The sequence below is a fragment of the Pseudoalteromonas sp. SR44-2 genome, assembly GCF_014163745.1.
GTDB classification, from domain to species: domain Bacteria; phylum Pseudomonadota; class Gammaproteobacteria; order Enterobacterales; family Alteromonadaceae; genus Pseudoalteromonas; species Pseudoalteromonas distincta.
The window spans coordinates 18,701-44,469 of the sequence record NZ_JACJDW010000022.1 but is presented as its reverse complement, the minus strand read 5'-3'; the positions used below and the strand labels follow the sequence as shown (position 1 = coordinate 44,469).

The following is a 25,769-nucleotide window of genomic DNA, read 5'->3' as shown; positions in this document are numbered from 1 at the left end:
CCCTTGGAACCCCACGGCGCCCCTCAATTTCACTTATCTTTAAACACTAAATTAATATGAACGTAAACGCGATGAAAGCACATCCATGTGCAAGCATCCCTTTCCTCGAATCCATGCGAGGTAATTACTCATTAATTATGTGTTTGTAGGTGAAGTTGAAGGGGGAAATGTCTGAGCAGCAGCCTTAAAATTGGCTGTAAGCGCTCAGCTTGCTCGCGCGAAAAGCGAAGCTTTTAAAATAATTTACTTATATCGCGTTGGCGATGGCAACCAAGGGGCGGATACCGCCGACCGCCCCTTGGAACCCCACGGCGCCCCGAGGATCACATTATTTCCTCAATTTAAATTAATGATATGAACGTAACCAGCGTAGATAGGCCATCCATGGCCAAGCTACGCTTTTAACAGCATCCATGCTGTTAATTACTCATCATTAATTAAATTTCGGATGTGATCACGGGGAAATTGCCTCAGCAACTGCTTTCATGTTTGTCGTTGGTTATAGCGTTATGTATATTTAATTATCTTAGCTGCTCGAGTCAATTTAATGGATCCCAATTTACCCTCATCATTAAGCTTTCCTAAATACCGTGACTTAGTTAAAAAACTTAAGCATGGTAAATCATTACCTACCGCTATTTACTTACATCAAAGCTCGCTTGAAACAGCACTTCAGCCAGAGCTACTAAGTTTTATTCAGAGCACTATAAACCAATTAAATATTAATGAGCCGTGGAACTTACTAAAACTCTATAAACGCGATTTAAAGTTCACCTTATTAAACTATCCCGACTTTGATAACTACGCTTACCCTGCACTTCATACTAGTTATACAATCGACGCGGCAGAACTAACAATAAAAACAACAAACTATAGCAATTCGGATAACCCACCTATATTGCATCGAAAAGAAACATTTGTTTTGCCCTCCAACAATAACTACAACGCCTATAAAAAAATAACAAATGAAGGTGAACAAATAGGCTTATACCAAAACACTAAAAACATTGGTTTTAAACAACAGTGGAAAAACTTAATAAAGCGTAAAGGTTACAAGCTAGACGAGAAAGGAATGCTTCATAAAGTTGCTGAGGTTAAACAACCCAAAAAAGAGCAAAAAATAGAAAAAATACAACGCCATTTAACTGCAATAAATCGCGATAGGCTTTCTGCCCCTTTTCAAAAGCTTGCTAAGTACGGTTATTTAAATGGAGACTATTCAATACTCGATTATGGTTGCGGGCTAGCAGACGATGCTACAGAGCTTGAAGCTCATGGATTAAATATAAATGCATGGGACCCAGTGCACCGCCCTAATGGGTGTAAACAAAATAGCGATATAGTTAATTTAGGGTTTGTACTTAACGTAATCGAAAACGTACATGAGCGTACCGAAACACTAAAAAACGCTTACCAGTACACAAATCAACTCCTTTTAGTGTCGGTAATGCTCGCCAACGAGGCTAAACAAGAACATTTTAAACCCTATAAAGACGGCATAATTACTAAATGGAATACCTTTCAAAAATACTATAGCCAGGCTCAAATTAGAGCTTACATAGAGCAAACTTTAAACGTTAAAACCATGGCGTTTGGGCAAGGCATAATTGCTATTTTTAAATGCCCACAGTTAGAAGAAGCACACCACCTAGAGCTACAATTTCAAAATTATAATTGGCAACATATAACACAAAGAGCGCAATCAAAGGCGTTACCTAAAGCTCAACAAAAAACCTTATTTGAAAAACACCAAACCTTACTTGATGATTTTTGGCAGCACTGCCTTCACTTTGGTCGTTTACCTGCAAACGACGAGTTTGAGCAAAGTACAACACTGCGTAAGTATTTCGCCAGCCATAATAAAGCATTTAACTTGCTACAAAATTACTATGAACAAAATGAATTTGAGCAAGCACTGCAAAAACGAAAAGACGATTTACTCGTTTACTTTGCACTTAGCTTATTTGGTAGACGCCAAGCTAAAAGTCATATGCCTGCAAGGCTAACGCGGGATTTAAAAGTTCACTTTAACGATTATAACCAAGCGCTTGAGCAAGCTAAAAAACTACTTTTTTCAATTGCTGATCCTACTAATATTGGCAATGCATGTTACCAAGCGTATGAGCAAATTCAGCAAGGGGAAATGTACGACAACCACTCATATATTTTACCTACCCGTTTTTTAAACCAACTTCCGGCAATACTGCGTGTTTACATAGGCTGTGCTGTACAACTGTATGGCGATATTGACGACGTAGATTTAGTAAAAGTACACATGCGATCCGGTAAAGTTACTTTTTTAAAATACGATGATTTTAATAAAAAGCTCCCACTACTTACCGAGCGAATAAAAGTTAAAATGCTAGAGCAAGATATCGACTACTTTTTTTACGGAAGTGACTACCCGCTACAGCCGCTTTATAACAAACTAGATTATTTACTAAAAAGCAGTAATGAGTATAAAAGCCAACAACGATTTGATAAAAAGCTAACTGATATGCTCAAGGGCGTACCCAAAAAAGAATGGCCCAATTGGCTTATACTCCAAAAGGTGTTTGAATATTGGGCTGTAGAATTAAAAGGGGATAAGTTTTTTAAAAAATAAATTCTTTCATAACAAGGAACTAGTAAAAAGTTGCATTTAACAAAACAATAAAAACTGTATTTATTACGTAAGGTACGTAATAATATTACGTACCTTACGTAATGAGATTGAATTATGAGCAACCTTGAAAACAACTACTGCTACAGTTTTCCCGCAGTTCGCGGTCAGCAAGCGGGCAAACCTTTTTACATAGCAACTTGCCCTTTGAGGCTCATACCAAAAATCTTTATGTATGACGAAGAAGAAGTCCCTGTTGAGCTAAGAGCCCAACGTACACTTAACAAAGGTCGAATTCCCGAAATGGCTCGTTACTTAGTTGAGTCACCTCATGATTATGTATTTTCTGCAATCACAGCTTCTATTGGCGCCGAAATCGACTTTATAGAAGTAGAAAAAAATAGCAATATTGGTAGCTTAAAAGTCCCCATGGACGCGCAAATATTAATAAATGATGGCCAACACCGTCGCGCAGCTATTGAAGAAGCCCTAAAAGAGCGCCCAGAATTAAGCCAAGACAACATTGCAGTTTTGTTTTTTGTAGACGAAGGCCTCCAAAGAAGCCAGCAAATGTTTGCCGATTTAAATAAATATGCAGTACGCCCAAGCCCATCGCTTGGCACAATGTACGATCACCGCGATCAAGCATCAGAGCTCGCACGGTATTTAGCTTTAAATACAAAGCCTTTTGCTGGCTTTACCGAATTTGAACGCTCTACAATTGCCGTTAAAAGTAGTAAACTATTTACCCTTAGTGGTATCAAGCAAGCAAACCGAGTTTTACTTGGTAAAGGTACTAAAGAAGGCTTTAATGAAGATGAAAGGCAAGTAGCCGCAAAGTTTTGGGAATTGCTAAATATTTATATGCCTGAATGGATACAAGTACAAAACAAACAGCTTTCTGCTGCAGAATTTCGCCAAGAATATATCTCAGCTCATGGTATTGGGCTTCAAGCATTAGCCTTAGTTGGTAGAGACTTAATCAAACTAAGCGATTCTGAAAAACAAACAAAACTTAAATTAATAGCCAATATTAACTGGCTTAAAAGCAATCAAGCTTGGGCTCACAGAGCAATGCAACATGGCAGGTTATCAAAAGCAATGAGCAATATTTTCCTTACAAGCATGCAAATTAAACGTGAAATAGGCTTACCTCTTTCAAAAAACGATGTACTAAAAGAAAAAGAATATTTGAACGCATGAAATTATTAAACCAGCACGACCTACAAGATTACATCGAGTTTATCGAAAACGAATCGTTTGCAGGCAGCCAACTACATAACTTTGTAGCCGACACACAACGTGTATACCTTGCCGACAAACGTCCGTGGGTACTTGGCTATAGCGGTGGTAAAGACTCATCAGCAGTAATGACCCTAATTTATTTTGCTTTGCTTGGCTTAAAACCAGAAGATCGCCACAAGCCAGTATTTGTTGTTGCATCAGACACCTTAGTAGAAACCCCAATGGTGGTTGATCACGTAGATAGATCACTAAGGTTAATTGAAGAAGGCGCTAAACGTGAAGGTCTTCCAATTACCTCTCATAAAGTAGTACCAAAATCGAATAATACATTTTGGGCTAACTTATTAGGTAAAGGCTACCCTGCTCCAACGCGTAACTTTCGTTGGTGTACAGAGCGAATGAAAATCGACCCTGTAAGCTCGTTTATTAAAGAGCGCGTAAGCGAATACGACGAAGTAATTGTGGTATTAGGCTCACGTTCAGAAGAAAGCGCATCACGTGCGCAGGTAATTAAAAAACATAAAATTGATGGCTCAGACTTAGCTGTACACACAACCTTAAGCAACGCTTTTATTTATACACCAATAGATACATGGAGTGTTGACGATGTGTGGAAAATACTGCGCCTATGCCATTTAAAAACCGAAGAAACGCCATACGGCATTAAAAATAAATGGTTTGATAAATACGACCTAGAATGGGAAAACCCATGGGGTGGTAAAAACCTCATATTGTGGAATTTATACAAAGATTCATCGGGTCAGGGCGAGTGTCCAATGGTTATTGATGAAACTACACCATCGTGTGGTAATTCTCGTTTTGGTTGTTGGACATGCACCGTAGTAACCCGCGACCGAGCAATGGAAAGCCTCATTCAAAATGGCGAGCAGTGGATGACGCCACTGCTTAAGTACCGTAATATTTTATCGCGTAGCACATCGCCTAAGCTTAAAAAGAAATACCGTAACCACATTAGGCGCGACGGTCGTTTAGCATTTAAAACGCTAAAAGAAGACAAAGAGCGCGTACTTACAGACGACTACACAACGGGTCCTTACAAATTAAAATATCGGCAACATGCTATGCGTTTATTACTTAATATTCAAAAGCAGTTTAACGATCAAGGTCGTAATGTAGAAGTAATAACCGTTGAAGAATTACATGCAGTGAGGCACGAATGGTTAAACGATCCTAACGAGCCAGATTGGGACGACACATTACCAGGCATTGTATTTGATGCACTTGGCGTAAAGCTCGACTGGACAATAGACGACTCTAACCAATTTAGCTTAAGCGAAGGACAGCTGCTGAACGATATAGCACCTAAGCATGGCGTGTCTCCACACATGATCAAAAAGCTAATAGACGTTGAAACCCAAATGAGCGGCCTTGCTCGTCGTACGGGTATTTTTAATCGTATTGGTCGTCTAATTCAGCAAGATTGGGAAAGTGCCGAAGTTATTATTGCGTCTAATTTAGATATTCGCCAAAGCCAAATGCGCCAAAGTAACGAAGTAAAAGCGCTAGAAGACGACCTTAAACAAATTACTGCACTGCTTAAAGCAGAGGGCATAGAATGATTTTTAAAACACTGACCCTAAATAACTTTCGAGTTTTTAACGGCCAAACCACTATAGATTTAAACCCGCGTAAAGAAGGCGTATTTGAACGCCCTATTATTTTATTTGGTGGTTTAAACGGTGCAGGTAAAACCTCTATTCTAACCGCGATTCGCTTAGCATTATTAGGTAAGCGTGCACTTGGTGCCGTAATTACTAAAAAAGATTACCTAAGCTACCTAAACGAGCAAACAAATAAAACAGCCACTAAAGAAAAGCAAGATGCTGAGGGTTGCATAACGCTTAGCTTTTCTCATACGCATCAAGGCGTGCATAACCTTTACGAAGTAACCCGTAAATGGCAACTTGAGGGCGATGAAAAGTTAACGCTTACTATTAATGGCGAGCAAGATAACTCGTTAAACTCAGAACAAGTACAAGCATTTTTACACGAAATAGTACCGCCTGGAATTGGCGATTTATTCTTTTTTGATGGTGAAAAAATAGCAGAGCTTGCAGAAGACGATACCGGCTCTTACTTAAAAGAGGCTGTACAAAAACTGCTAGGTATCGATATTATTAATCGTTTAAGTAACGACCTTGATATTTACTTAAAAGGCTTGGGTGCTGAAACCGCTGATAAAGATACGCTTAAAAAAATTAAAGCGGCAGAAGAGCAAAAACACCAAATAACCCAGCAAGTAAATGCAACAAGAGATAAAGCAGATAGTATTGGTGCACAGTTAACAGAGCTTAAAAACAAAATAGCCGCTAAAGAGCACGAAATACAAGCACAAGGTGGCGCATGGGCTAAAACCAAAGATCAAGAGCAAGCACAAGCCTCAGAGTTGATAGAGCTTGAAAAAGAGCTTACCGCAAAAATACGCCAAGAGCTGAGCGGCAGCTTACCAATGGCACTTGCGCCAACGGCAATGCAAAATTTAATTGAACAGCTAACCAGCGATCAACAAATCAAGCAAGCTAAAGCCTTTGGTAATGAGCTCGTACAAGCGCTACCTAATCTTGAAAGTGCGCTTAATCAAAAGTTTGATGCCCAAAGCAGCGATATAATGGCAACTGTAAATAGTTACTTTGGTCAGCTTGTAAATCAAACCGCACTTGCACAACCAAAGCTTGATATTTCAGACTCTGAATTTGCACTTATAAACGCACAAGTTACAGAGGCTTCGCAGTCGCAAGCATTAATAAAAGAGCTATCAACAGCTCTTAGCGAAACACAAAATAAACTAAGCTCGCTTTCAATAAATATTGAACGTGCCCCCGATGCTGCCGATTTACATGAGCTGTATACCTCATTGCGCGAGCTTGAAAAACAACGCGATACAACAAGTAAAGAATATATAAGCGAGCTACTTAAAGCTAAAGATCATAAGGCTAAAGAGCTAGAGCTGGCAAAGCGTCTTGAAAAAGACTACGCCAAGCTTAAAAATAACCACTCAGCCGACAAAGCCGTTGAGCGTGTTGAGCTAAGCCAATATGTATTGCAAGACTTTAAACACGCCCTTACAGAGCTGCGCGTAACCCAGCTAGAAGAGCTATTTATAAAAGCGTACCGTAAGCTTGCCCGTAAAGAAGATTTAAAGCTCTCTGCTAAAATAGACCCAACTAGCTTTGACGTAAACCTAGTCGATGCCGAAGGCGTTATTATTAACCGTAAATCTATGTCGGCAGGCGAAAAGCAAATATTTGCCTTCGCTATTTTAGAGGCACTTGGCAAACTTTCGGGTAAAGTACTGCCTGTAGTGGTAGACACACCACTTGGCCGCTTAGATTCAAAGCACCGCGATAAGCTAATTAGGCACTATTTCCCAGAGGCCAGCGAGCAAGTGATACTGCTTTCAACCGATACCGAAGTAGACGAAGACTTTTATCAAGCTATTGAGCATAAAGTGTCTCATGCGTTCGAGATTGAATTTAACCAACATACTAATTGTTCAACCCTGCGAGAAGGTTATTTTTGGGCAGAGCTTGCACAGGAGGCGAAATAACATGCTCCCACAAACTATGTGGCTTAATAAAGCCGTTGAAGAGCAGCTACAAACTCTTAAAGGCAAAACAGGCGTTACACCCAACGTAGCCGCCCGTATCGCGTTTTTTCGTTCTATCGAAAAGGGGTTTACGTTCAATAAAGAAAAAGACTATAAGCTCTCTGGTAGCCTTAAACTCGATAAATTCACCTGGTTAGGTAAAACCCAAATGGTGACTGAATTATTACTTAAACAACGCTACCCTGAGCATTCTGATAAAGAATTACAAACAGCATGGGCAGCGCATGTTGAGGATGGAATTGCTGCGCTAAGGAACTATAAAACACTGCACACACTATCAAGTTCAATTTAAAAGGCGAAGTAGAAAATAAATAAGCCAAGCTCTTTCGAGACTTGGCTATATCTAATTTAAAAATCTTAACAATAATTGACTAAGCAACAAAAATTTTAAATGCAGCCTCTTTAATATAGGCTTTAAAATCATTTAATGAATCCAAGTTCCACTCATCATAGCCTCCAACTTTTCTCGTTATATATAGTGAAGAATTTAGGAAAACTTGCTTTTTCTCTTCGAAGGGTGAAGTATCAACTATTCGATTATCTATTGAGCTTAGTAAACACAGATTAAAAATTGTATTCTTGAGTGGTTCAAGATCAATATCGAAGTTAGGGGCTTCAGAATCAAGGCCTTTAGGGTAGATATGCTCTAGTGTACAACCTTCTTTTCTGTCAATAATGACTGATTTATCTAAACATGTAGGGTTACCTTGAGCACCATTATCATACCAACGTCCAAACTGAGAAAGCATAATTAGCATGTGTTTCAACTTTTTCTTATTGCCTTTTGGTGAATAAAGCAACTCTTCAATTGCTATGCCAAAAATATCTTCACTTGCCTTATTAGCTATGAGGGTATTTAAATCTTCTCTTAACTGGTTAACATTATAGGACTCAGGGTCATTAAGAATTAATGATGAATGCTTAATATAAATAGCTTTCAATAATGAATTGTGACCATTACACATCATTTTGAATCTAAAAAAGAATCTTTCTAGCATACTAACTATTTCTGAAAATTGAGTTTGAGATAATTTGTTAGCAGTAACCAACAAGGGAAGAGCTGCCGTATTTCCCATATATTCAATAAGTACTTGCAAACGGTCTCGATCCCAAGCTTCAACTGGTAACTGTCGTTCAAAAGGCCATTCACATAAGATTAGATTTCTTATTAAAGATATACTTTCACCTAAAGCTCTAGTTCTATTTAAAAGCTCTTGAAGTTGAGTAATATTTATTTCTTCAAGCCCTTGTAACTCAAAATAACTTTCCATAAACTCATCAAACAAAGCACCTGATTTAGGCCTCAAGCCTAGCTTAGCTTCAAAAGCCCAACCAAGATGGTCTTCAGTTTTAGAATGTGAGACTATTTCATCTAAAATTGTTTCAGCCTCATCTTGTTGCTCGTTATTCCCTTCCATGAACTCTAATATTTTACAACGTAACAAATCTGCGTCTGTTAATGAGGTACCTCGATCATTAATAACTTGAAAAAGCTGGTATGCATCATTTCTTTGAGTTGTAACTAAGTGCAATATTTTGAAATCAGCTGCTAAAACACTTTCTAATACAGATAGTCTTGTAAAAATTTCATCTAATGAATCACTTTCAATCAAATCACTAACCGTTTTGGTTATTTCGTCATACGCGAACTTTAACCTTTGATGTGAATCTCTACTAATTACGGGATTTCGGCCTCTTATCAAGCCAGAATAATAATCATCATCCCTTCGTGACATTTTGAAAGTTTTGACCACAGTAGTATCCTCTCCAATCAGTTGATTAAATTCAACAAACCGAGGAGTTAGATCATTAATTTGAGTACAACATCTTTCTGATAATTCATTATTTTCAGCTTCTTTTGCTTTTGTATCCAGGTCTTTATATTTACTCAAAATAATATTAACCAGTAAATTAAAAGTACTTAACCGTTGTTGTCCATCAATTACCTCAAATTGACTTACATTATTAGTCCTAGGATATTGAGACATAACACTAATAACCCCTCCAAAGAAATGTTGCTTCGGTCGCCCTTGGTAACGTTTGTTAAAAGACGACTTAATGTCTTTAGTAAAATCATTAACCTGCTCTTCTTTCCAAGCGTAAGCTCTTTGATACTTGGGGATAAAATAACACGGTTTATACTCAAATAATGAATACACGCTTGCATACACTGGGTTCATTTACTTTCCTTTAAATTTAATGATATACATAAAAACTTAACAATCTAGGAGTTTTTAGATTGTAGCTTTTTTAAACATGACAAAGCACATAAAGGCGCGACTGTATCAAGCAGCTCTCTTTGATAAGTTGCTTCAACTAAAGTGCGTACATTATCGCCAAACCTTTCAGTTACTCGTTTAACTCCACGCTTGTGAAGCTCTTTACCGAGTGGACCTAATTGTTTATGAGTAGCCATATAATCAATAATTTCCTGTTGGTGAGCAGATGTCGAGTCATACCACTCGCGTAACGTAACCACTTCAGCGTCACGTTTAGCTTTTTCAACCATCTGTATGTATGCAACGACCTCAGGAGATTTTCGGCTTAGCATCTTTTTCTCTAAAACTGTTGAATCATTCATCATTAAGCAACTCCCAAAACGCCTTATCTTTAATACGTTTAATCTGTTTTTCGCCATCAATGTAAAGGCTGGTGTGCTTTTCAAGCTCGCGGATGTTTTTCATCAGTAGTTCTTGTTCTGATTTATCATCTTTATTGAATATGCCTTTAATATCTTGGGTTTTTATTTGCGCTACGCGATGCACAATCCAGCTTAAAATGTACGCTGAATAGTCATTTTCGCTGGTTTTGAAATGGGTGATATCTTGGGTTGATAAAATTACCCCAACACCGTATTCACGACCTTCTTTTAATATTTTGCGAAGGCTTGGGAAATTTTGCGACATAAAGTTATCGGCTTCATCTACCAGTACTAGTTTAGTAACCTGTCTAAAGTCGCCTTGTACTTCTGGCTTGCCTTGTTTTTGCATTTGCGAGTAGAACAAATCGAGTGTAAGCGCTACAACCAGGTTTTGTATTTCTCCTGGGTAGCCTGCCAACTCAACTACGGTAATGCCATCTACAAGATCGTAAAGCGACATACACTTGCTAGTATCGTCTTCAAATATTTCAAGCTCACATATGCTCTCAAGCGCTGCGTAAAGTGAATCTTCTGCTGGGTCACTATCTAAAAATAATGACCACAAATCAGCCATAGTAGGTGCAGCTTTACTCCATGTAGATTTATTCGCTTTATGAATACCTGCCAAATCGTAGGCATCGCCAATTAACTTACGTAACTTAAGCTGCTGCTTAGTCCCTAAATTAAATGCTTTACCCATGGTTTCAGAAAAGCCACGCGCAGTATGCACAGGCAGCATTGGCGTATCACCAAATAAACTAAGCGGGTTGTAAGGTAGTTTATGTAAGTTAAACTTTTTACCGTTAGTAACTTTTATAAACTTGTCGTCTACATAATCCGATTTGTAATCGAAGATAAGTATACCAATTGGCTTACCATCAACATTATTATGCTGATTACGATAAAGCTGAGTCACTACCGATTTAGTACACTGAGTTTTACCTGTACCCATAGTGCCAATAATGCCTGAATTGGTATTCATAAACTTAGCCGTATTTGTTGGCTCCCAATAAACGGGTTCGTTGTTTTGTATTACATGGCCAACAAGCACCTTTAATGAATCCTTGGTGTTTGAATGAGTAACAATTTTAGAGGATGACGCCTCTATCTGAGTATTAGCAGTAAGATTAGTTGGTAGCAGGTTTGTTTCCATTTTTTCTTCATCAGATATATCATCCTTTTTCGGTAGACTATATTTTTCTGATAAGTCTAGCTGCCTTTTAATAAAACTTAGCTGCTCACTATAATTGCCAGGATATTCTTCTCTTGCTTGTTGTTTAAACTCACGTAATTGCTCAGGTGTTCTCGATAAAGTTAAGCTATCTATCTCAATAAAAAACTTTACTTGTCTTTTAATCTCCCGAACTTGAGCAGCATAATCTTCAGCGTATTTATTTGCAGCATGGTCCTTGATAGCTTCGAGTGACCAATTGGGAACATTATCAAAATTTAAACGCAGTAATGTTAAATACCCTTCATTTTGTTCACTGACAAATATATTAAACATTTCTGGGTCATCAAAATAAGCAGTTTTAGCCCACTCATGAATTTCTACAGAAATTTCTTTTGGTATATCAGCTTGTTCTTTTAATAAAGGGACTGGAATATCTTGATTATCGATTTTATTGCTAACAACTGGTTCAGCTTCGCTCTCGATAACGCTCTTTAATGGTGGCTCTATCTTCATACTTACATGCTGATTAGAATCATTACTTTGGTTATCTGATAAATAATCTGCTTTTCTCGTTTTATGTTCAGCTACAAGGTTATTATCTCTAGCATCATCGCTTTTAAATAAGTTAAAAGCAGTATGACTCAATGAGTTTAAAGCCGTTAGTATCGTTTTCTTAAAGCTTTTAAATTCTGAAATCATTTCTCTATTTACGCCACTCTTCCACTCTAAACGATCAGTTGATATCGTCAGTAAGTCATTAACAATTAGTGGTTTATTATAGAACTTGGCAAGAATCTCAATAATTAAAAGACACTTTTGAGGGATCACAAGATCTGAAACAAGTGTTTGAGGAGTTAATGTCTTATTTTCCTGCCTATGACTATTTAACTGCTCAACAGTAGTTGTAGGTTCAATCTTTTGAGTTGGCTCATTTGTAAAATCTAACTTTTCTTTATATATCTTTTGTAGGCGCTGCAGAGCCCTTAGATGGCTAAGCTGCACTCTATGCAATCTTATAAACCATGATTCATCGAGAGCTAAAAGCTCTTTTATCGTTATAGTGCGGCCTTTAGCTTGTTTAATTCTATCAATAATAAATTTGAACTCACCACTTGCCTCTTCTGTATCACTTAAAAATGTAGACAATTCATATTTATTGGTACTTTCTGTCACAGATACAGTATTTATAATTGGTAATATGTCTTTCTTTTTTATCTCAGTAGGGCTTGATTCAACACCGAGCTCAGTACTGATGAGTTTTAACTGTTCAACATAGTTAGATTTATATTCTTCTTTCGCTTTGCTTTTAAGTTTTGCGTAACTTAAAACATCCGTTTTATTTGCTAAAGATAAAATATCTTTGTAAGCAGCCACGTGTTCGTTATAGATTTTATCAATCTCAAAAGATTTCACTTCATCAGATATGAGCAGCTTAATAATATTGTATGAGATTGTTTTAGGTATTTTATTAGAGATTTTTATATTTAGTTTAGATATTAAAAACTCAACTCCACGATCGGTTAATGCATCTGAATTAGGCTTTTCCTGCTCAACAATCTTTGTACTTATTAAACTTTGATTAGCTGGGTTTTGCTTTTCCTGTTCAACAACTTTTGTATTTACTAACGTTTCATTAGCTGGTTTTGGTGTTGTATTTTCTTCATTTTCAATTGGCTTATTAATATCATCAGTAGAGCTATCGTTTGTATCTTTGTTGAAAATAACTTCTATAGGTGTTATTGCTCCATTTAATATGTACTTTTGATCTATGTATGATAAATACTCTACTTTAATATTTTTAAATAGATCTTGAAGTGGTGTACTTATAAAACGGTTTAAATTGGCACTTGGCAAAATGATTTGCAGAATGTTGTCCTCAAGCATGAACTCTTCTTTAGCAAAGTCAGCATTTTCAAAAAACGCCATCATAAAGCCTTGCGGGTAATTCTCTACGTCTGCAATTTGATAATCACCTTGTAACCACCATTCACGATTGTTTTGCAGCTCGCTAAAGTAGTCCCCCTCGTATACTTTGTATAATTCAAACTTATCAACTTGCATTAATACTTGGCGAATAAACAAGCCTCGGTATAAATGCCCTGCTAAGTCATCACGTCCAAACAAGTTTTCTATCAGATAACGTTTAAGCTCTTTAGCTTGCTGTATACCTTTACTATGAGTTCGCTTTTTACCAATTTTTACTTCAAGCGGTAATAAGTACATGTTGGTGCCTTTAAAACCAACAAATAAAACGTCGTCGGATATAGCACCACTTTTAATGTTTTGTGAGTAACGAGAGAAGTCACTATCACTCATTTTTAAGCCAATATTACCAGCCACACGAATCATTTCAGCAACGCTCATTGGCACCCACGTAATATCGCTTTGATGCAATAAACAATTTACGTATTTATAAGCACCAATAATGCTTTTTTTCTCTTTACGGTCGTTGTCGTTACTGGTGATCATTTTGAGTAACCATTCACCATTAAACGCATTAAACTCATCGGTTAATCCCGCGACACCTTGAGAAAGTACTTGATCGTATAAGTCGCGTCGTTTAGTAACTGTTATTGCATCGTAATTTGCTGAGTTTGTAAAATTATCAGAGTAATGGATCAGTACAGTGTCTTTTTGACCTTTAAAAAAGTCTAAAGTGACTTTAGGGTCTATTATAATTGTCCACACTGAGTTTTCATAAACGCTATCGAGCAATTCAGATAGCTTACCGGCGACTTTTAAAGCTAATCCGTTATTGGTTTCGTACTTTTGTCCACACCAAGCTGCTTTAGCTAAACTATTAAACTGGCTACTCAGTTTTAAAGTTGAAGTACTTTCAACATTCAGTTTATTAAGTCCAAATGTTGTAAAATAAGTATTTTGTTCTTGGTACGCAGTTTCTCCGGCTAATAGACCATGGCACGCTACCCCTGTTTTTTCTGAAAGTACATCAACAGGCACAGGCTCTACCGTTGTGTCATTTCGGACAAAACTAACATGGGCATACTTAAAAATTGGATCGTCTTCACTTAACCTAAATTTACTATAGGTGATACGACTTTTAAGCATATCTGCAATGGCATCTGCTTTATCTTTTTCGCTACCTAGCTCTGCTATATTTTTTAACTCGTCGTAACTTGGAGCATCAGCAAAGTCATCAAAATAAGTGCGTTGTAATTCTTTATCGTAAATATTTACATGAATTCGGTTTGCTTCATCAAGCGATTTCTTTTTTAAATAGTCGACTAAGCCCAAAAATAACGATGTGTTATTACCATTATTAATTGAATTGATATAAACGGTCTCTTTACCACCTTTATCAAACAGTACATCAAATGCTTTTGTAAACTCACTTACTTTTTGTCTAACTAACGGGCGTACATATGTTAAAGCGGCTTTTTTATTTGAAACAAATTTACACCACATTCGATTATCAGCAACCGCTTGGTTATAAGCAAAGCCATCTGTTGGGTGCCATATAAAAGGCAATAAACCTTCTGCATTTAATCGCTTAATTGTCGCTTTAGGTAAGCTATTAAAACTATTGTCATTTTCATCACTAGTACGTGTAACCAGTTGTGCAAAATAAGCCAATGTAAGTGGATGTAATGGCGTTAAATACTCTTGCTCATCAAACTCGGCAATACCTATATTTACTAGCATTAAAGCTTGCGGAGATAACAGTAATTTGGTTTCTAATTTTTCAACCTCAGATAAATAACACTTAACAATACTATTCACTAAACCCAAAAATTCAGAGCCCCAAGAACAAGTACTTATGAGCGCCTTTTTTTCGTCGAGGTAATTAAATAATGAATCATAAGCTGCAAATAATTCTGGGAAAGCGTTTTTAATATTATCTAAAGTGACTTCTGGTCTATTTGCAACTTGAGTTGCAAGTATTCGCTCATCCTGTAATTTTGCTTCCCAATTTAACAAATATTTACGCATTCCTGTTGGGGTCAGGTCTTTTCCATCTATTACAACTTTTTCTTTTGCTCGGTTATATAAACCATTAAAGTTATCGTTGTATAAACGGTTAAAAAGGTTTGTATCTAAAATCAACGGTAAGCTTAATGTGTCTGACGATACAGCGCCATCCACCTCAAAATTAAGCACATAAGAACCACTTTGTACTGCGAACGTTAAACTGTCTGTTTCGTTTGCAAACTTTGAAAAATCGACAATTTGAACATCTTGAACTGAAAATGTTTGATTTGATTGCGTTACAGTAGCAAGTTCTCCGTGCTCTGCAATTTTTAAAGTGCCGGCATTAGTTTGTAGTGTAATAAGTTGTTTTTTAGGGTGTGTAGCAAGTAAAAAGCTATCAGTTAAGTCATCAAGATAAAAACTACCTTGTGGTATAACTAATACTCTATATTTAAAACGCTCTTGCGGTTTTTCACGTTTAAAATCGACACTAAAATAAAGTGGCTGATTATTAAAAAAACCTGAAATTTCAGCAACACTTCGTTTTTGAGAGCGATTATTTACATCAAGCACTATTGGCTCTTTTGTATGCTGTAGTTTTAATTCATTTTTTTGAATTTTCCCGCCAACAAAACTAGCTTCAATTTTAAATTCTGTTTTATCAGCAGGCATTTCAATTATTAAGTGACGTTCTTTTTTGTTTTCGCGTACTATAAAACCTAGACCTACAATTGTTTCATCTTCAAAAGCAAGTAAGTTTTCTTTATTGTCGCGGCGCTCTTTAATAATTGCACCAAAATCAAGTTTTTCCCAATTTTGATCATCACCAAAATTACTGTTTACAAATTTTTCGCTAAGGTCTAAATCGCCTAACTTTTCTACAAGCTCTTGGGGATACTTTTCTACAATCTCACTAATATTGCCGTACAACTGATGATTTTGCGATAACCGATTATCTATCTGATCTGTATCATCCCAATTCACAATCGTATTATCGTTAAAAAGACCTAACTCACTAAATTGAATAATACCGTCATCTAACGCATCATACAGTTCAGTAAAACCAAACATGGTTGCACCATCTTCAATGATTAGTTTAAAGCGGTGATCAAGTAAGCACTGCGATACTTTATCGGTACCACTAATTGACGAAATAAGCTCACTTAACGATTTTTTTATTGTAGAGGGGTGCCACACTTCTCCATTTTTACCTAAATCCCGTGCTGAGTTTATTAGTGTATCTAGGTATGAGTTGTGTATAACTAACAGCACGCAATCTTTTAGAGGACCATCCTGCGCTGATACTAAATCACGCAAGTGTGATATGAAGTTTTCACTTAATGCTTTGTCACTATCTCCATGTACAACAGGTATTAGCGTTGTATTACCAAACGTAATTGCTGGAAGCATTTGATTTATGTCATCTGTTACTAATGAAACGGTTGTATCGGCTTTATGAAGCATTGCTTCATAAAGCTTTAAACTGTTATCGCTATCTGGCGAGCGAAACTGAAAACGGCTTTCGCCCTCAAAACCTTTAGTTGCCCACTGACAAAAGTGTTCAACTAAAAAGTCTTCATATAGTTTTTTTGACATAAACTGCATCTCCACTGTCACTCATTCTTTCTACATTACCCATTCTTTCAAACAACTCTATTAAACACTCTTCACTACTTTTATCGAAAAATATGCCGCGTTTTTGAAACTCGATTAGTAACTCATGGAGTCTTAATTTTTCGTTTTCACCAATACACAAATTAGTAAGCAACAGGAGGTAGTCTTGGTTTAATACTAAAAATGAGCCTGCTCGACGTCGGTTTTGTTCAAATGGTCTAATAAGAGTTTCTCTGGTCGCTTTTACAAAATTGTTAAAAGCAGTCTCACGAGTGGCTCCTTTCTTAAATTGCTCTGTAAATAGGTTTATTAAATTATTAATTGACTCACTTCTTGTAGATCCAAAGCGTTGTTGACTCGTTAAATTTCTATCATCATGAAAAGCAACGGCGTAGTTATTTAAGATTTCAATATCGGTATCGGTTAACTCGTTAATTAATTTCCATAATGGGCAAATTCGCTTTTTTGTATCTTGTAAGCTTTCGTTTAATGCCAAGTAAGGAAATAATGCATAGCTAGATTCAACAACTTGTTTGTGTCCATGAAGCTGCAGTTTAGTTCGCTCTTTACTCGCTTTTTCACTATCTAAAATAAAGTAACAAGGTTTTACCTCAGGTGTTTGTGCCCAACCTTTTATATTTAGAGATAATTGTGCTGTATATAAAAAACCATACAGTTTTAAAAATGCTTTGATATTTTGTAAAAAATGTTCTGGGTAGCTAACTAAAAACTTTAAGTCTTGCTGAAATTTCTCTGACAAAAATGGCAGATAAGCAATATGTTGTTTACGTACTTTTTGGTTGCGATTAGTAACGAGTGGTGAGTCAAAAACCTTCTTTACTTCTTGCTCTAAAAAGTTGAGTTGCGCATTTGGTGCGTTACTTACTTCTACTTCCCCCATTAAACCATTAAACAATGACGTTAAACGCTCATCTCCTGAGTTACTTGAGTCACTGTCTAACACTTTTAGCACTTGCATTTCAGGTGCTATATTTAAAACTTGTAAGTTATCAAAATATATTTTTTCAATGACATGCCAAAAAGGTTCGCCGTCTAATTTATCTACAAAATGCGTTTTACATAACTTTTTGAAATCGTCTAGTGCTACGATATTTTTTTCAAGCTTAAGGCTATGCAAAGACTTAATGAAAAAGCCAACTACGGTTTCCCAGTCATACTTATTATTCGCGCTATTAGCTGAAACAGGAAAATAACTAGCGGCACTATTATTTTTTGGTTTTAACTCTTCTAATAATGGCATCTATTACCCCTCACTTACCATAATATCGTCATCATCAAGCTCTAAGTGGTATTTACCATCTAAGCCTGTAATAACTATTTCTGTAGCAGCTTTAGCTTGTTGAATTATTTCGGAAGCTAATTCGTCTAAAAGTATCACGGAGTTTTTATCGTGCTTATTAGGGCGATAGCCATTGTTAATATTAATAAGTAGAGAAAGCAGATTTATATTAATTGGTAGCTTAAACTGTTTATCTTGTAACTTTAGTTTCGCATTAAAAAACGAACTATTAGTCGTCGTTGAAGCAATGATAGATTTGATATCCATTGCTAGTTCAGCTGGAGCTGCTATTTGATAATCTCCGAAATCCGAGAGTAAGTAGAATTTTTTACCCAGCTTTGGTGCATTCCGATTTATGTAGGTTCTTATAGCGGAAATTAAAGTATCTCTATAAAACTCTTTTAAGCTAATTTTTTGCTTACTATCTCCGTTATAAGATTTATGTAACTGATATACCTTGATATAGCTTTCGATTAATGACTCGTTATAATCTTCTAAATACTTTTTATGGTAATTATTAGCAAAATCATCGTATTTAAGCAGATAAAACAAACGAAGATACTGGGCACCACTATTTATATGCTTAATTCCGAAAGTATGTAATGCGTTTTTAAAACCCATAAACTCGATATCTGGCAAACCTAGATCATAAGCAAGAATAAAGCGGTCTACTTCTTTAGTACGCAGATGAGCTGGATCAAAGTTTTCAATTTTATTTGCTAGCTCATTGTCACCACCGGCAAATAAATTATCGAATAAATACCCATTACCTAATAAAAGCTCGTGAACAAAATCGAGTAATGCACGAGCTGTTAAAAATTGATCTCGCATTAAGCGAGCTTTAAATAGCAAATCTATAATTACTTTTTGTACGGAAGGTAAGCTAAGCAGTTCAAAGTTAGCAATTAATCGTAAAGATGCAGGATCGCTTTGTTCTAGCTTTTCCTTTTCAAGGAGCTGGCGAATTATATTGTTTTCTCTTTGCGTGATTCTTTCTAATAATTTTTTAGCAAAATCACACTTATAGCCTTCGTCACTAATTTCAAATTTTGGATAGTCTTCAAAATTTATAAAAGTTACGGCTTCATCTGGCTCATTTTTATTATTAAGGTAAGTACTAATTTTGCTACGAATTAATAAGTTTTGACCTTCCTCAGCGTAATTACCTAGCATTCCGGCATTTATTCCTACCACTAAGGATGTGTTTGCTGTTTCAAACTCATTAAATACTTTGTCTAATGTTTCAATCGCTGTACCATGGGGATCAAAACTATGCGTTGCATCTAAATGGAATTTAACGCGCGATCCAAAGTCAACTTTGGCTTTTGTGAGTAATTCAGATTTACCATCGCCACTACTGCCACATAGAAAAAGCACTTTTTTATCGTTAGCACCAAACGAGGAGATAACTTTATTTACTGCTAATTCAATTGGCATTTGGATATATAAATAAGACTTTATAGTATCTAAAACATTCTGATTCTTTGTGCTGCGCTCTGTAGATACAGCATAAGGAGATGACTTTGATAAAACGCTGAGGGCTTCTTTCAACCGCATAATAGTATTTCCATATGGAACGGCTCAATAATACCGATCCTTGGTTTATCTGTTTATAACCAACTTTCGTTAAGTTAGTATTCATATAGAAACAATCTACATGATTGTTAAAAATAAATATAGGCTTATTAGTTATATAACTAACAAAAACGATGCAGTTAGCATTAATGTATGGCTAGTTTAACAATTATGTAATTTTACTTTAATTTTCAAACGCTAAGTACAAGCTCTTAATATATATTTAAAAACATAAGTTCAAACTTCGGCAACCTCACTTGAGCAGTAAACGCGAATGTAATACCCACTCTATAAACACCTGCATACTGGGCATTCTCATCATTACGGATGGTTTTTACATATTCACACAAACCCGTGCCGCTAAAATACAAAACCTGGTTTATACTGTTGTAATAATGAGCAAAATAATAACTATGAGGCGTAATGAATAAATTAATTACCGTATTTTTATGTTTGCTGTTTACGGCTCCATTTAATGTATTTGCTTGTGAAAGAACCTTTAGCGTGGCATCGCACGATGCTTTTTGGCCGCCTTATGTAATGGGTATTAACGGTAAGCTGCAAGGCTTGGAGGTTGATGCACTCAACATTATATTTGCTGACTCCCCTTTTTGTTTTGAAGTTAAGTTGCTACCAAATTCTAAGCGGGCTTTTATTGAGCTTAAATACGGCCGTATTGATTTGGAGTGGGCTGCAAGTTATACAGATGAACGCGCTAAATATGTGCACTTTAGTGATAACTACCGAACTGAGGTTATGCGCTTATACGAAAACAAAAATAATCAGCATAGCGTTAAAAACCTCGAAGACATTTTTAAACAAGGCTTTATGGTTGGCGCTAACTTTGGAAGCTATTACGGCGAGGAATTTGAGCAATATAAAACTAAATATAAAAAGCAGATTGAATACACCAGTGCAACCAGTAAACGCTTTGAAATGCTTAATAAACAACGTATTGATTTTGCTATTGAAGACGAGTTAGTGGGTGCTTATTTTGGCCAAAAGGGCTCAAATATAAAATTAGTAACCAACATTGAGTATGTAAATAAAGACGATATTTATTTAATGTTTAGCAAACAAACGGTGTCGGTTACTGAGCTTGCAATAATTAATGAGCACATAAACAAAAACAAAACAGCACTTAATGCGCTGTTTAAATACTAAGAGTGTAATGAAAACTTTATTTTTAACATTTACTACACTGCTATTTACTCACTTTAATGCCCTTGCGTGTTCAAAAACATTGGTAATGGGCACTAACGAAACTAATTGGCCGCCTTACCTTGTAAAACAAGGTGATACATTTTTAGGCACAGAAGTGGATGCTGTAAACGCTATTTTTAAAGATTCAAAATTTTGTATTAAATGGACTTATTTTCCGAGTTTTTCGCGTGTTCAAGCTGAGCTTGAAAATGGTCGAGTAGATATAACCTACGCGGCAAGCTATACAGAGCAACGTGCTCAATATGCGCACTTTAGTTTGCCTTATCGCGAAGAAATAATGCAGCTTTATAAACATAAAGATTCGGCTGATGTAACCAGCTTGGCTGATCTTTTTAGTCAAGATTTTACAGCAGGTATTAACCGAGGAAGCTTTTTTGGTGATGAGCTTGAACAACTCACAACCAAGTATTCAAAACAGGTCGTGCTTACTGCTCAAGCAAATAATCGATTTAGCATGTTAGATAAAAAACGAATCGACTATGTTATTGAAGACTCGGTGGTTGCGCAGTACTTTGTAAAAAAACACTCCTCAATTTCGCAGGTAAAAACTATTACACCGATTAACGTTAACAATGTGCACTTTATGCTAAGCAAGGAGTCGCTAACACTCGATGACGTGGCGACCGTTAATCAATTAATTACTAAAAATGCGGCGGCTATAAAGTCAATTTATCAACCTGTGCATTAAAGCATGGCTAATAACTTGGCTATTTGGCGCCCCCTCTTTAATATTGCTTGGCATTAGTAATTATTTACATTGTGGCTGTAAGCACATTCAACGCTACATACGTTAAAAATAGTGACTTAAAACCGAGAATTGCCGTTATTTTTACTTGGTTATAAATTAGCTGCCTTTTATCTTTCATTCGTTGTGGCTGATCTGTATAATTCGCCAGCTAATTTACCCTATTGTCTGGTTCTTGTTTGTGGCGTTTTGCTGCAGCGTACTCCTGTCAGTACTAATCTAGGATTACCTTTTTTGATCTCCACCGCAAATATTACGATGCAGTTTGGCGCAGAGCCGTTGTTTGAAAACATTTCAGCTAAATTTGGTAACGGTAACCGTTACGGTTTAATTGGCGCTAACGGCTGCGGCAAGTCGACTTTCATGAAAATTTTAAGCGGTGCGCTTGTTCCAAGTGCGGGTAATGTGTCTATTACTCCAGGGTTAAAAGTAGGTAACCTAAGCCAAGACCAGTTTGCTTTTGAGCAATACAGCGTTGTAGACGCGGTAATTATGGGCGACGTGGAGCTTTGGAAAGTAAAGCAAGAACGCGAACGTATTTACTCGTTACCAGAAATGAGCGAAGAAGACGGTATGAAAGTTGCCGATCTTGAAAGTGTATTTGCTGAAATGGACGGTTACACGGCAGAAAGCCGCGCTGAAGAAATTTTGCTTGAAGCGGGTATCGATAAAGAATTTCATTACGGTTTAATGGCAAACGTTGCTCCAGGTTGGAAACTACGTGTGCTTTTAGCGCAGGCGTTATTTGCAAACCCTGACATTTTGCTACTTGATGAGCCTACCAATAACTTGGATATTCATACAATTACGTGGCTTGCTAACGAGCTTAACAAACGTAAATGTACGATGATTATTATTTCGCATGACCGTCACTTTTTAAACTCGGTATGTACACACATGGCCGATATTGATTACGGTGAGCTGCGTATTTACCCTGGTAACTATGAGAAATTTTTAGAAGCTGCGGGCTTACAACGCGAGCAACTTTTAGCTGAAAACGCTAAAAAGAGCGCTGAAATTGACGAGCTACAAGACTTTGTTAACCGTTTTGGTGCTAATGCTTCTAAAGCTAAGCAAGCAAGTTCGCGCGCTAAAAAAATGGATAAAATTAAGCTTGATGAAGTTAAATCTTCAAGCCGTATGAGCCCATCGCTTTCGTTTGACGAAGGTAAAAAAATGTATCGTCAGGCGCTTGAAGTTAATAAGCTTGGCCATGGTTTTGATGGCGAAACGTTATTTAGCGGCGGCGACTTTTTACTTGAAGCAGGCGCTAAGCTTGCCGTAATTGGCGAAAATGGTGTGGGTAAAACTACATTTTTACGCTGTTTAGTAGACGAGCTTAAAAGTAATGAAGGCGAAATTAAATGGTCTGAAAATGCGAGCTTTGGCTATTGCCCGCAAGACAGCACTAAAGATTTTGATAACGATTTAACGTTGTTTGATTGGATGTCGCAATGGCGTACAGCTAAGCACAACGATTTAATGGTTCGTGGCATGTTAGGCCGTTTATTGTTTACAGCAGACGATTCAAACAAAAAAGCGCGTAACTGTTCTGGTGGTGAAAAAAACCGTTTGTTATTTGGTAAGTTAATGATGCAAGACGTTAACGTGCTTGTTATGGACGAACCAACTAACCACATGGATATGGAAGCTATTGAAGCGCTTAATAACGCGCTTAAAGACTTTGAAGGTACGCTTATTTTTGTAAGCCATGACCGTGAGTTTGTTTCGTCATTAGCTACACGTATCATTGATATTAAAGATAAAAAAGTAATCGACTTCCAAGGTACGTTTGACGAATACCTAGCAAGTTGTGAAGAGAAAAAAGCGTAAACTTTTTCTTATTACTTATAAAAACGGTGCTAAATTTAGCGCCGTTTTTTTATGTGTGGAATTTGAGTTTAACTATAAAATTAATTAATAAAGGCTTAAATAAATAATTCACTAAGAGGTTAAGAGACGCTACGCTTTTAGAGTCAGTGATAAAATACTCGTTTTCTGGCTTGGCTCTTCTCATTTACTCCTCTTTGGCTTCTCCTAGTGCAATAGTTTTTCAAGTAAATAGTTCACTAATGGTGATATAAGACGCAGCGCTTTTAAAGTAAGTGATAAAATAAAAAACACTGTTTTTTGACTTAATTTTTCTTAGTTACTGCAGCATCGCTTTCTCTTATACAATTAATGACTCTTATCGCAGAGCTGATTATTCACATTATTTTATTGGTAATTACTGCACACATCACTGCTTTAAATCTAGTCATATTCTCCTGTAAGTCTTTGTCACTTAATGCTAATGTTGATGGAGTGAATTATTTAAAACTTTAATAGCTAAACCAAGAGGTAACTATGTCTAATTGGGTTGAAGCAACAGTAAAAAATGTCACGTGGTGGAGCGATACACTCTTTAGCTTAACCGTTAATGCAAACGTAGAGCCGTTTAAAGCTGGTCAATTTACAAAGCTTTCAATAATGGATGGCGACAAACGTATTGCTCGGGCTTATTCATATGTGAATGCCCCTGAAAACCCCGATCTCGAGTTTTATCTTATTAACGTAATTGACGGTTTGCTTTCTCCTCGTTTAGCTACCTTACAACCTGGCGACACCGTATTAATAGAACAACACGCAACCGGCTTTTTTACCCTTGATGAAATACCACAAAGTGATCAGCTTTGGATGTTAGGGACTGGCACTGCCATAGGCCCTTTTTTATCGATATTACAACAGCCCGATGTATGGAAAAAATACAAAATTATAAATTTAGTGCATGGCGTACGGTTTAATAACGACTTAAGCTATCAGGCACTTATTAACGAGCTATTAAGAGTGTACCCAGCACAACTCAACTATATTCCTGTTGTAAGTAGAGAGGAGCCATTACAAGGCTTAAGTGGGCGAATTACTAACGCAATTGAGAGCAACCGCTTGTTTGAATATGTAAAGTTAAACCCAAAGCCCAGTAACGCGCAATTTATGATTTGCGGAAATCCACAAATGGTAAAAGACACAACCGCGCTACTTCTCGATAAAAACTTTACGCGTAACCGCCGTAAAAACCCCGGCAATATTACGGTAGAGCAGTACTGGTAGGCTTCAGTAGTGGTATTAACTACCCGATAACGTTAAAATTTGCTATGTTGCACCCTTATACCAATTTTATCAAAAATATGATCATTCTATCGTATTAAATAACTCACTAACTGCGTTAAAGGTTATTCATATAGAACAACTATATGTCACAATTTTCGCCTTGTTATTGTGCTATTTTTTAACGCTATAATAGATCGCCTATTTAATGTAATTGGTATTACACGTATTTAGTGTTCATTTTAGGAAAGTTATGAAACCGTTATCTATTATTTTAGCCTCATTAGTCACTACCGTTGCGCTAATTACTTATGCCGCAGAGCAAAGCGAGCCTGAGCAAAAAGAGCCGCAAGTTGAAGCTCAAGCAAGCGTTGAAAAGCCAAAAGTTGAAAATGAGCAATCAGTAACTCAAACCAACACTGACGACAAAGTAAATACGCTTGAATACAAAGCGCCAGAGCTTAAAAAGCCAACAATTGATGCGACTAAACCAGACGATTCAAAAGTATTAGGTGACGAGCAAATTAAACCTGCTGAAAAGCCTAAAAATAAAATAGAAAAAGCAGTGGCTGTAGCGGAAGCTGAAAAAGCAGTAACGCAAGCAAAAGAAGCACTTACAGTTAAGCAGCAGACTAAAGCTAAACAATCGCGCGAATCACTTGCTGTGGTAGAGCAGCTAGTTAAAGCATATAACGCACGTAACATTGAAGAGTTTCTTCGTGTATATGCCGAAGATGTTGAGTTTTATATTTTCCCTAATGAGCTATTATTTAAAGGTAAAGAAAAACTAATAGAACGTTACGGGCTAATGTTTAAAAAGTTAAAGTGTATTCACTCATCACCAATTAAGCGCATAGTGCACGGTGATATAGTGATTGATCACGAACTTTCAGAAACCTGTTCAACTGACGAAAACGTAGTTGATAAACGCTCAGAACTTATTTCGAGTTATCAAATTAAAGATGGGAAAATAGTACGCGTACTGTTTTTTAGATAAAGGCTTT

General features: G+C 36.7%; 15 protein-coding genes. 10 read left to right on the top strand and 5 right to left on the bottom strand.

The annotated features are described in order from the left end of the window. The first annotated feature begins 547 nt into the window (after window positions 1-547). The 5 genes from H5115_RS13810 to dndE all read left to right on the top strand — a co-directional run bounded on the left by H5115_RS13810 (window position 548) and on the right by dndE (window position 7,767). Window positions 548-2,605, top strand: a complete 2,058-nt coding sequence (locus H5115_RS13810; protein WP_182755830.1) for a DNA phosphorothioation-associated putative methyltransferase — start codon at window positions 548-550, stop codon at window positions 2,603-2,605. A 114-nt stretch (window positions 2,606-2,719) separates the two neighbouring features. Then, the gene (dndB, locus tag H5115_RS13805; RefSeq protein ID WP_182755828.1) at window positions 2,720-3,805 is read left to right on the top strand and encodes a DNA sulfur modification protein DndB; all 1,086 of its coding nucleotides are present in this window, start codon (window positions 2,720-2,722) and stop codon (window positions 3,803-3,805) included. Continuing rightward, window positions 3,802-5,427: a DNA phosphorothioation system sulfurtransferase DndC gene (locus H5115_RS13800; protein WP_182755826.1), complete on the top strand. Its 1,626-nt coding sequence runs from the start codon at window positions 3,802-3,804 to the stop codon at window positions 5,425-5,427. The genes dndB and H5115_RS13800 overlap by 4 nt, the downstream gene beginning before the upstream one ends. Further along, the gene (gene dndD / locus H5115_RS13795; protein ID WP_182755824.1) at window positions 5,424-7,415 is read left to right on the top strand and encodes a DNA sulfur modification protein DndD; all 1,992 of its coding nucleotides are present in this window, start codon (window positions 5,424-5,426) and stop codon (window positions 7,413-7,415) included. The genes H5115_RS13800 and dndD overlap by 4 nt, the downstream gene beginning before the upstream one ends. Window position 7,416: 1 nt before the next feature. Beyond that, window positions 7,417-7,767 (top strand): DNA sulfur modification protein DndE, encoded by a 351-nt coding sequence (dndE, locus tag H5115_RS13790; RefSeq protein WP_182755822.1) that lies wholly within the window; start codon window positions 7,417-7,419, stop codon window positions 7,765-7,767. A 79-nt stretch (window positions 7,768-7,846) separates the two neighbouring features. On the opposite strand, the gene H5115_RS13785 is transcribed toward dndE, so the two are convergent. From H5115_RS13785 to dptF, 5 genes are read right to left on the bottom strand one after another with little or no spacing between them, the layout of a single operon-like run. Continuing rightward, window positions 7,847-9,655, bottom strand: coding sequence for a DUF262 domain-containing protein (locus tag H5115_RS13785; protein WP_182755820.1), 1,809 nt, complete (start codon window positions 9,653-9,655; stop codon window positions 7,847-7,849). 44 nt (window positions 9,656-9,699) lie between these two features. Beyond that, window positions 9,700-10,059: a hypothetical protein gene (locus H5115_RS13780; protein ID WP_220487263.1), complete on the bottom strand. Its 360-nt coding sequence runs from the start codon at window positions 10,057-10,059 to the stop codon at window positions 9,700-9,702. Then, window positions 10,049-16,816, bottom strand: coding sequence for a DNA phosphorothioation-dependent restriction protein DptH (gene dptH / locus H5115_RS13775; protein ID WP_182755818.1), 6,768 nt, complete (start codon window positions 16,814-16,816; stop codon window positions 10,049-10,051). Before dptH ends, H5115_RS13780 begins: the two co-directional genes overlap by 11 nt. Next, entirely contained in the window at window positions 16,797-18,095 is a 1,299-nt protein-coding gene (dptG, locus tag H5115_RS13770; protein ID WP_182755816.1) for a DNA phosphorothioation-dependent restriction protein DptG, read from the bottom strand. Before dptG ends, dptH begins: the two co-directional genes overlap by 20 nt. 3 nt (window positions 18,096-18,098) lie before the next feature. Next, a complete protein-coding gene (dptF, locus tag H5115_RS13765) occupies window positions 18,099-19,691 on the bottom strand; it encodes a DNA phosphorothioation-dependent restriction protein DptF (protein WP_182755814.1) in 1,593 nt (530 codons plus the stop codon). Between the two features lie 441 nt (window positions 19,692-20,132). Here dptF and H5115_RS13760 point away from each other — a divergent pair, with 441 nt between their 5' ends. The 5 genes from H5115_RS13760 to H5115_RS13740 all read left to right on the top strand — a co-directional run bounded on the left by H5115_RS13760 (window position 20,133) and on the right by H5115_RS13740 (window position 25,762). Next, the gene (locus H5115_RS13760; protein ID WP_182755812.1) at window positions 20,133-20,873 is read left to right on the top strand and encodes an ABC transporter substrate-binding protein; all 741 of its coding nucleotides are present in this window, start codon (window positions 20,133-20,135) and stop codon (window positions 20,871-20,873) included. 7 nt (window positions 20,874-20,880) lie between these two features. Next, window positions 20,881-21,621 (top strand): ABC transporter substrate-binding protein, encoded by a 741-nt coding sequence (locus H5115_RS13755; RefSeq protein WP_182755810.1) that lies wholly within the window; start codon window positions 20,881-20,883, stop codon window positions 21,619-21,621. 291 nt (window positions 21,622-21,912) lie between these two features. Next, entirely contained in the window at window positions 21,913-23,511 is a 1,599-nt protein-coding gene (locus tag H5115_RS13750; RefSeq protein WP_182755808.1) for an ABC-F family ATPase, read from the top strand. Window positions 23,512-24,024: 513 nt separating this feature from the next. After that, window positions 24,025-24,768 carry a ferredoxin--NADP reductase gene (locus tag H5115_RS13745; RefSeq protein ID WP_182755806.1) on the top strand — a complete coding sequence of 248 codons (744 nt, stop codon included), beginning with the start codon at window positions 24,025-24,027 and terminating at the stop codon, window positions 24,766-24,768. A 250-nt stretch (window positions 24,769-25,018) separates the two neighbouring features. Next, complete coding sequence (locus tag H5115_RS13740) at window positions 25,019-25,762, top strand: nuclear transport factor 2 family protein (protein WP_182755804.1); 744 nt, start codon at window positions 25,019-25,021, stop codon at window positions 25,760-25,762. The last annotated feature ends 7 nt before the right edge of the window (window positions 25,763-25,769 follow it).

Coding starts and splice junctions, on each gene's coding strand:
- H5115_RS13800 (WP_182755826.1), top strand. CDS start 3,802: ATGAAATTATTAAACCAGCACGACCTACAAGATTACATCGAGTTTATC.
- dptF (WP_182755814.1), bottom strand. CDS start 19,691: ATGCGGTTGAAAGAAGCCCTCAGCGTTTTATCAAAGTCATCTCCTTAT.
- dptH (WP_182755818.1), bottom strand. CDS start 16,816: ATGTCAAAAAAACTATATGAAGACTTTTTAGTTGAACACTTTTGTCAG.
- H5115_RS13755 (WP_182755810.1), top strand. CDS start 20,881: ATGAAAACTTTATTTTTAACATTTACTACACTGCTATTTACTCACTTT.
- H5115_RS13745 (WP_182755806.1), top strand. CDS start 24,025: ATGTCTAATTGGGTTGAAGCAACAGTAAAAAATGTCACGTGGTGGAGC.
- H5115_RS13780 (WP_220487263.1), bottom strand. CDS start 10,059: ATGATGAATGATTCAACAGTTTTAGAGAAAAAGATGCTAAGCCGAAAA.
- H5115_RS13810 (WP_182755830.1), top strand. CDS start 548: ATGGATCCCAATTTACCCTCATCATTAAGCTTTCCTAAATACCGTGAC.
- H5115_RS13760 (WP_182755812.1), top strand. CDS start 20,133: ATGAATAAATTAATTACCGTATTTTTATGTTTGCTGTTTACGGCTCCA.
- H5115_RS13785 (WP_182755820.1), bottom strand. CDS start 9,655: ATGAACCCAGTGTATGCAAGCGTGTATTCATTATTTGAGTATAAACCG.
- dptG (WP_182755816.1), bottom strand. CDS start 18,095: ATGCCATTATTAGAAGAGTTAAAACCAAAAAATAATAGTGCCGCTAGT.
- dndB (WP_182755828.1), top strand. CDS start 2,720: ATGAGCAACCTTGAAAACAACTACTGCTACAGTTTTCCCGCAGTTCGC.
- dndD (WP_182755824.1), top strand. CDS start 5,424: ATGATTTTTAAAACACTGACCCTAAATAACTTTCGAGTTTTTAACGGC.
- dndE (WP_182755822.1), top strand. CDS start 7,417: ATGCTCCCACAAACTATGTGGCTTAATAAAGCCGTTGAAGAGCAGCTA.
- H5115_RS13740 (WP_182755804.1), top strand. CDS start 25,019: ATGAAACCGTTATCTATTATTTTAGCCTCATTAGTCACTACCGTTGCG.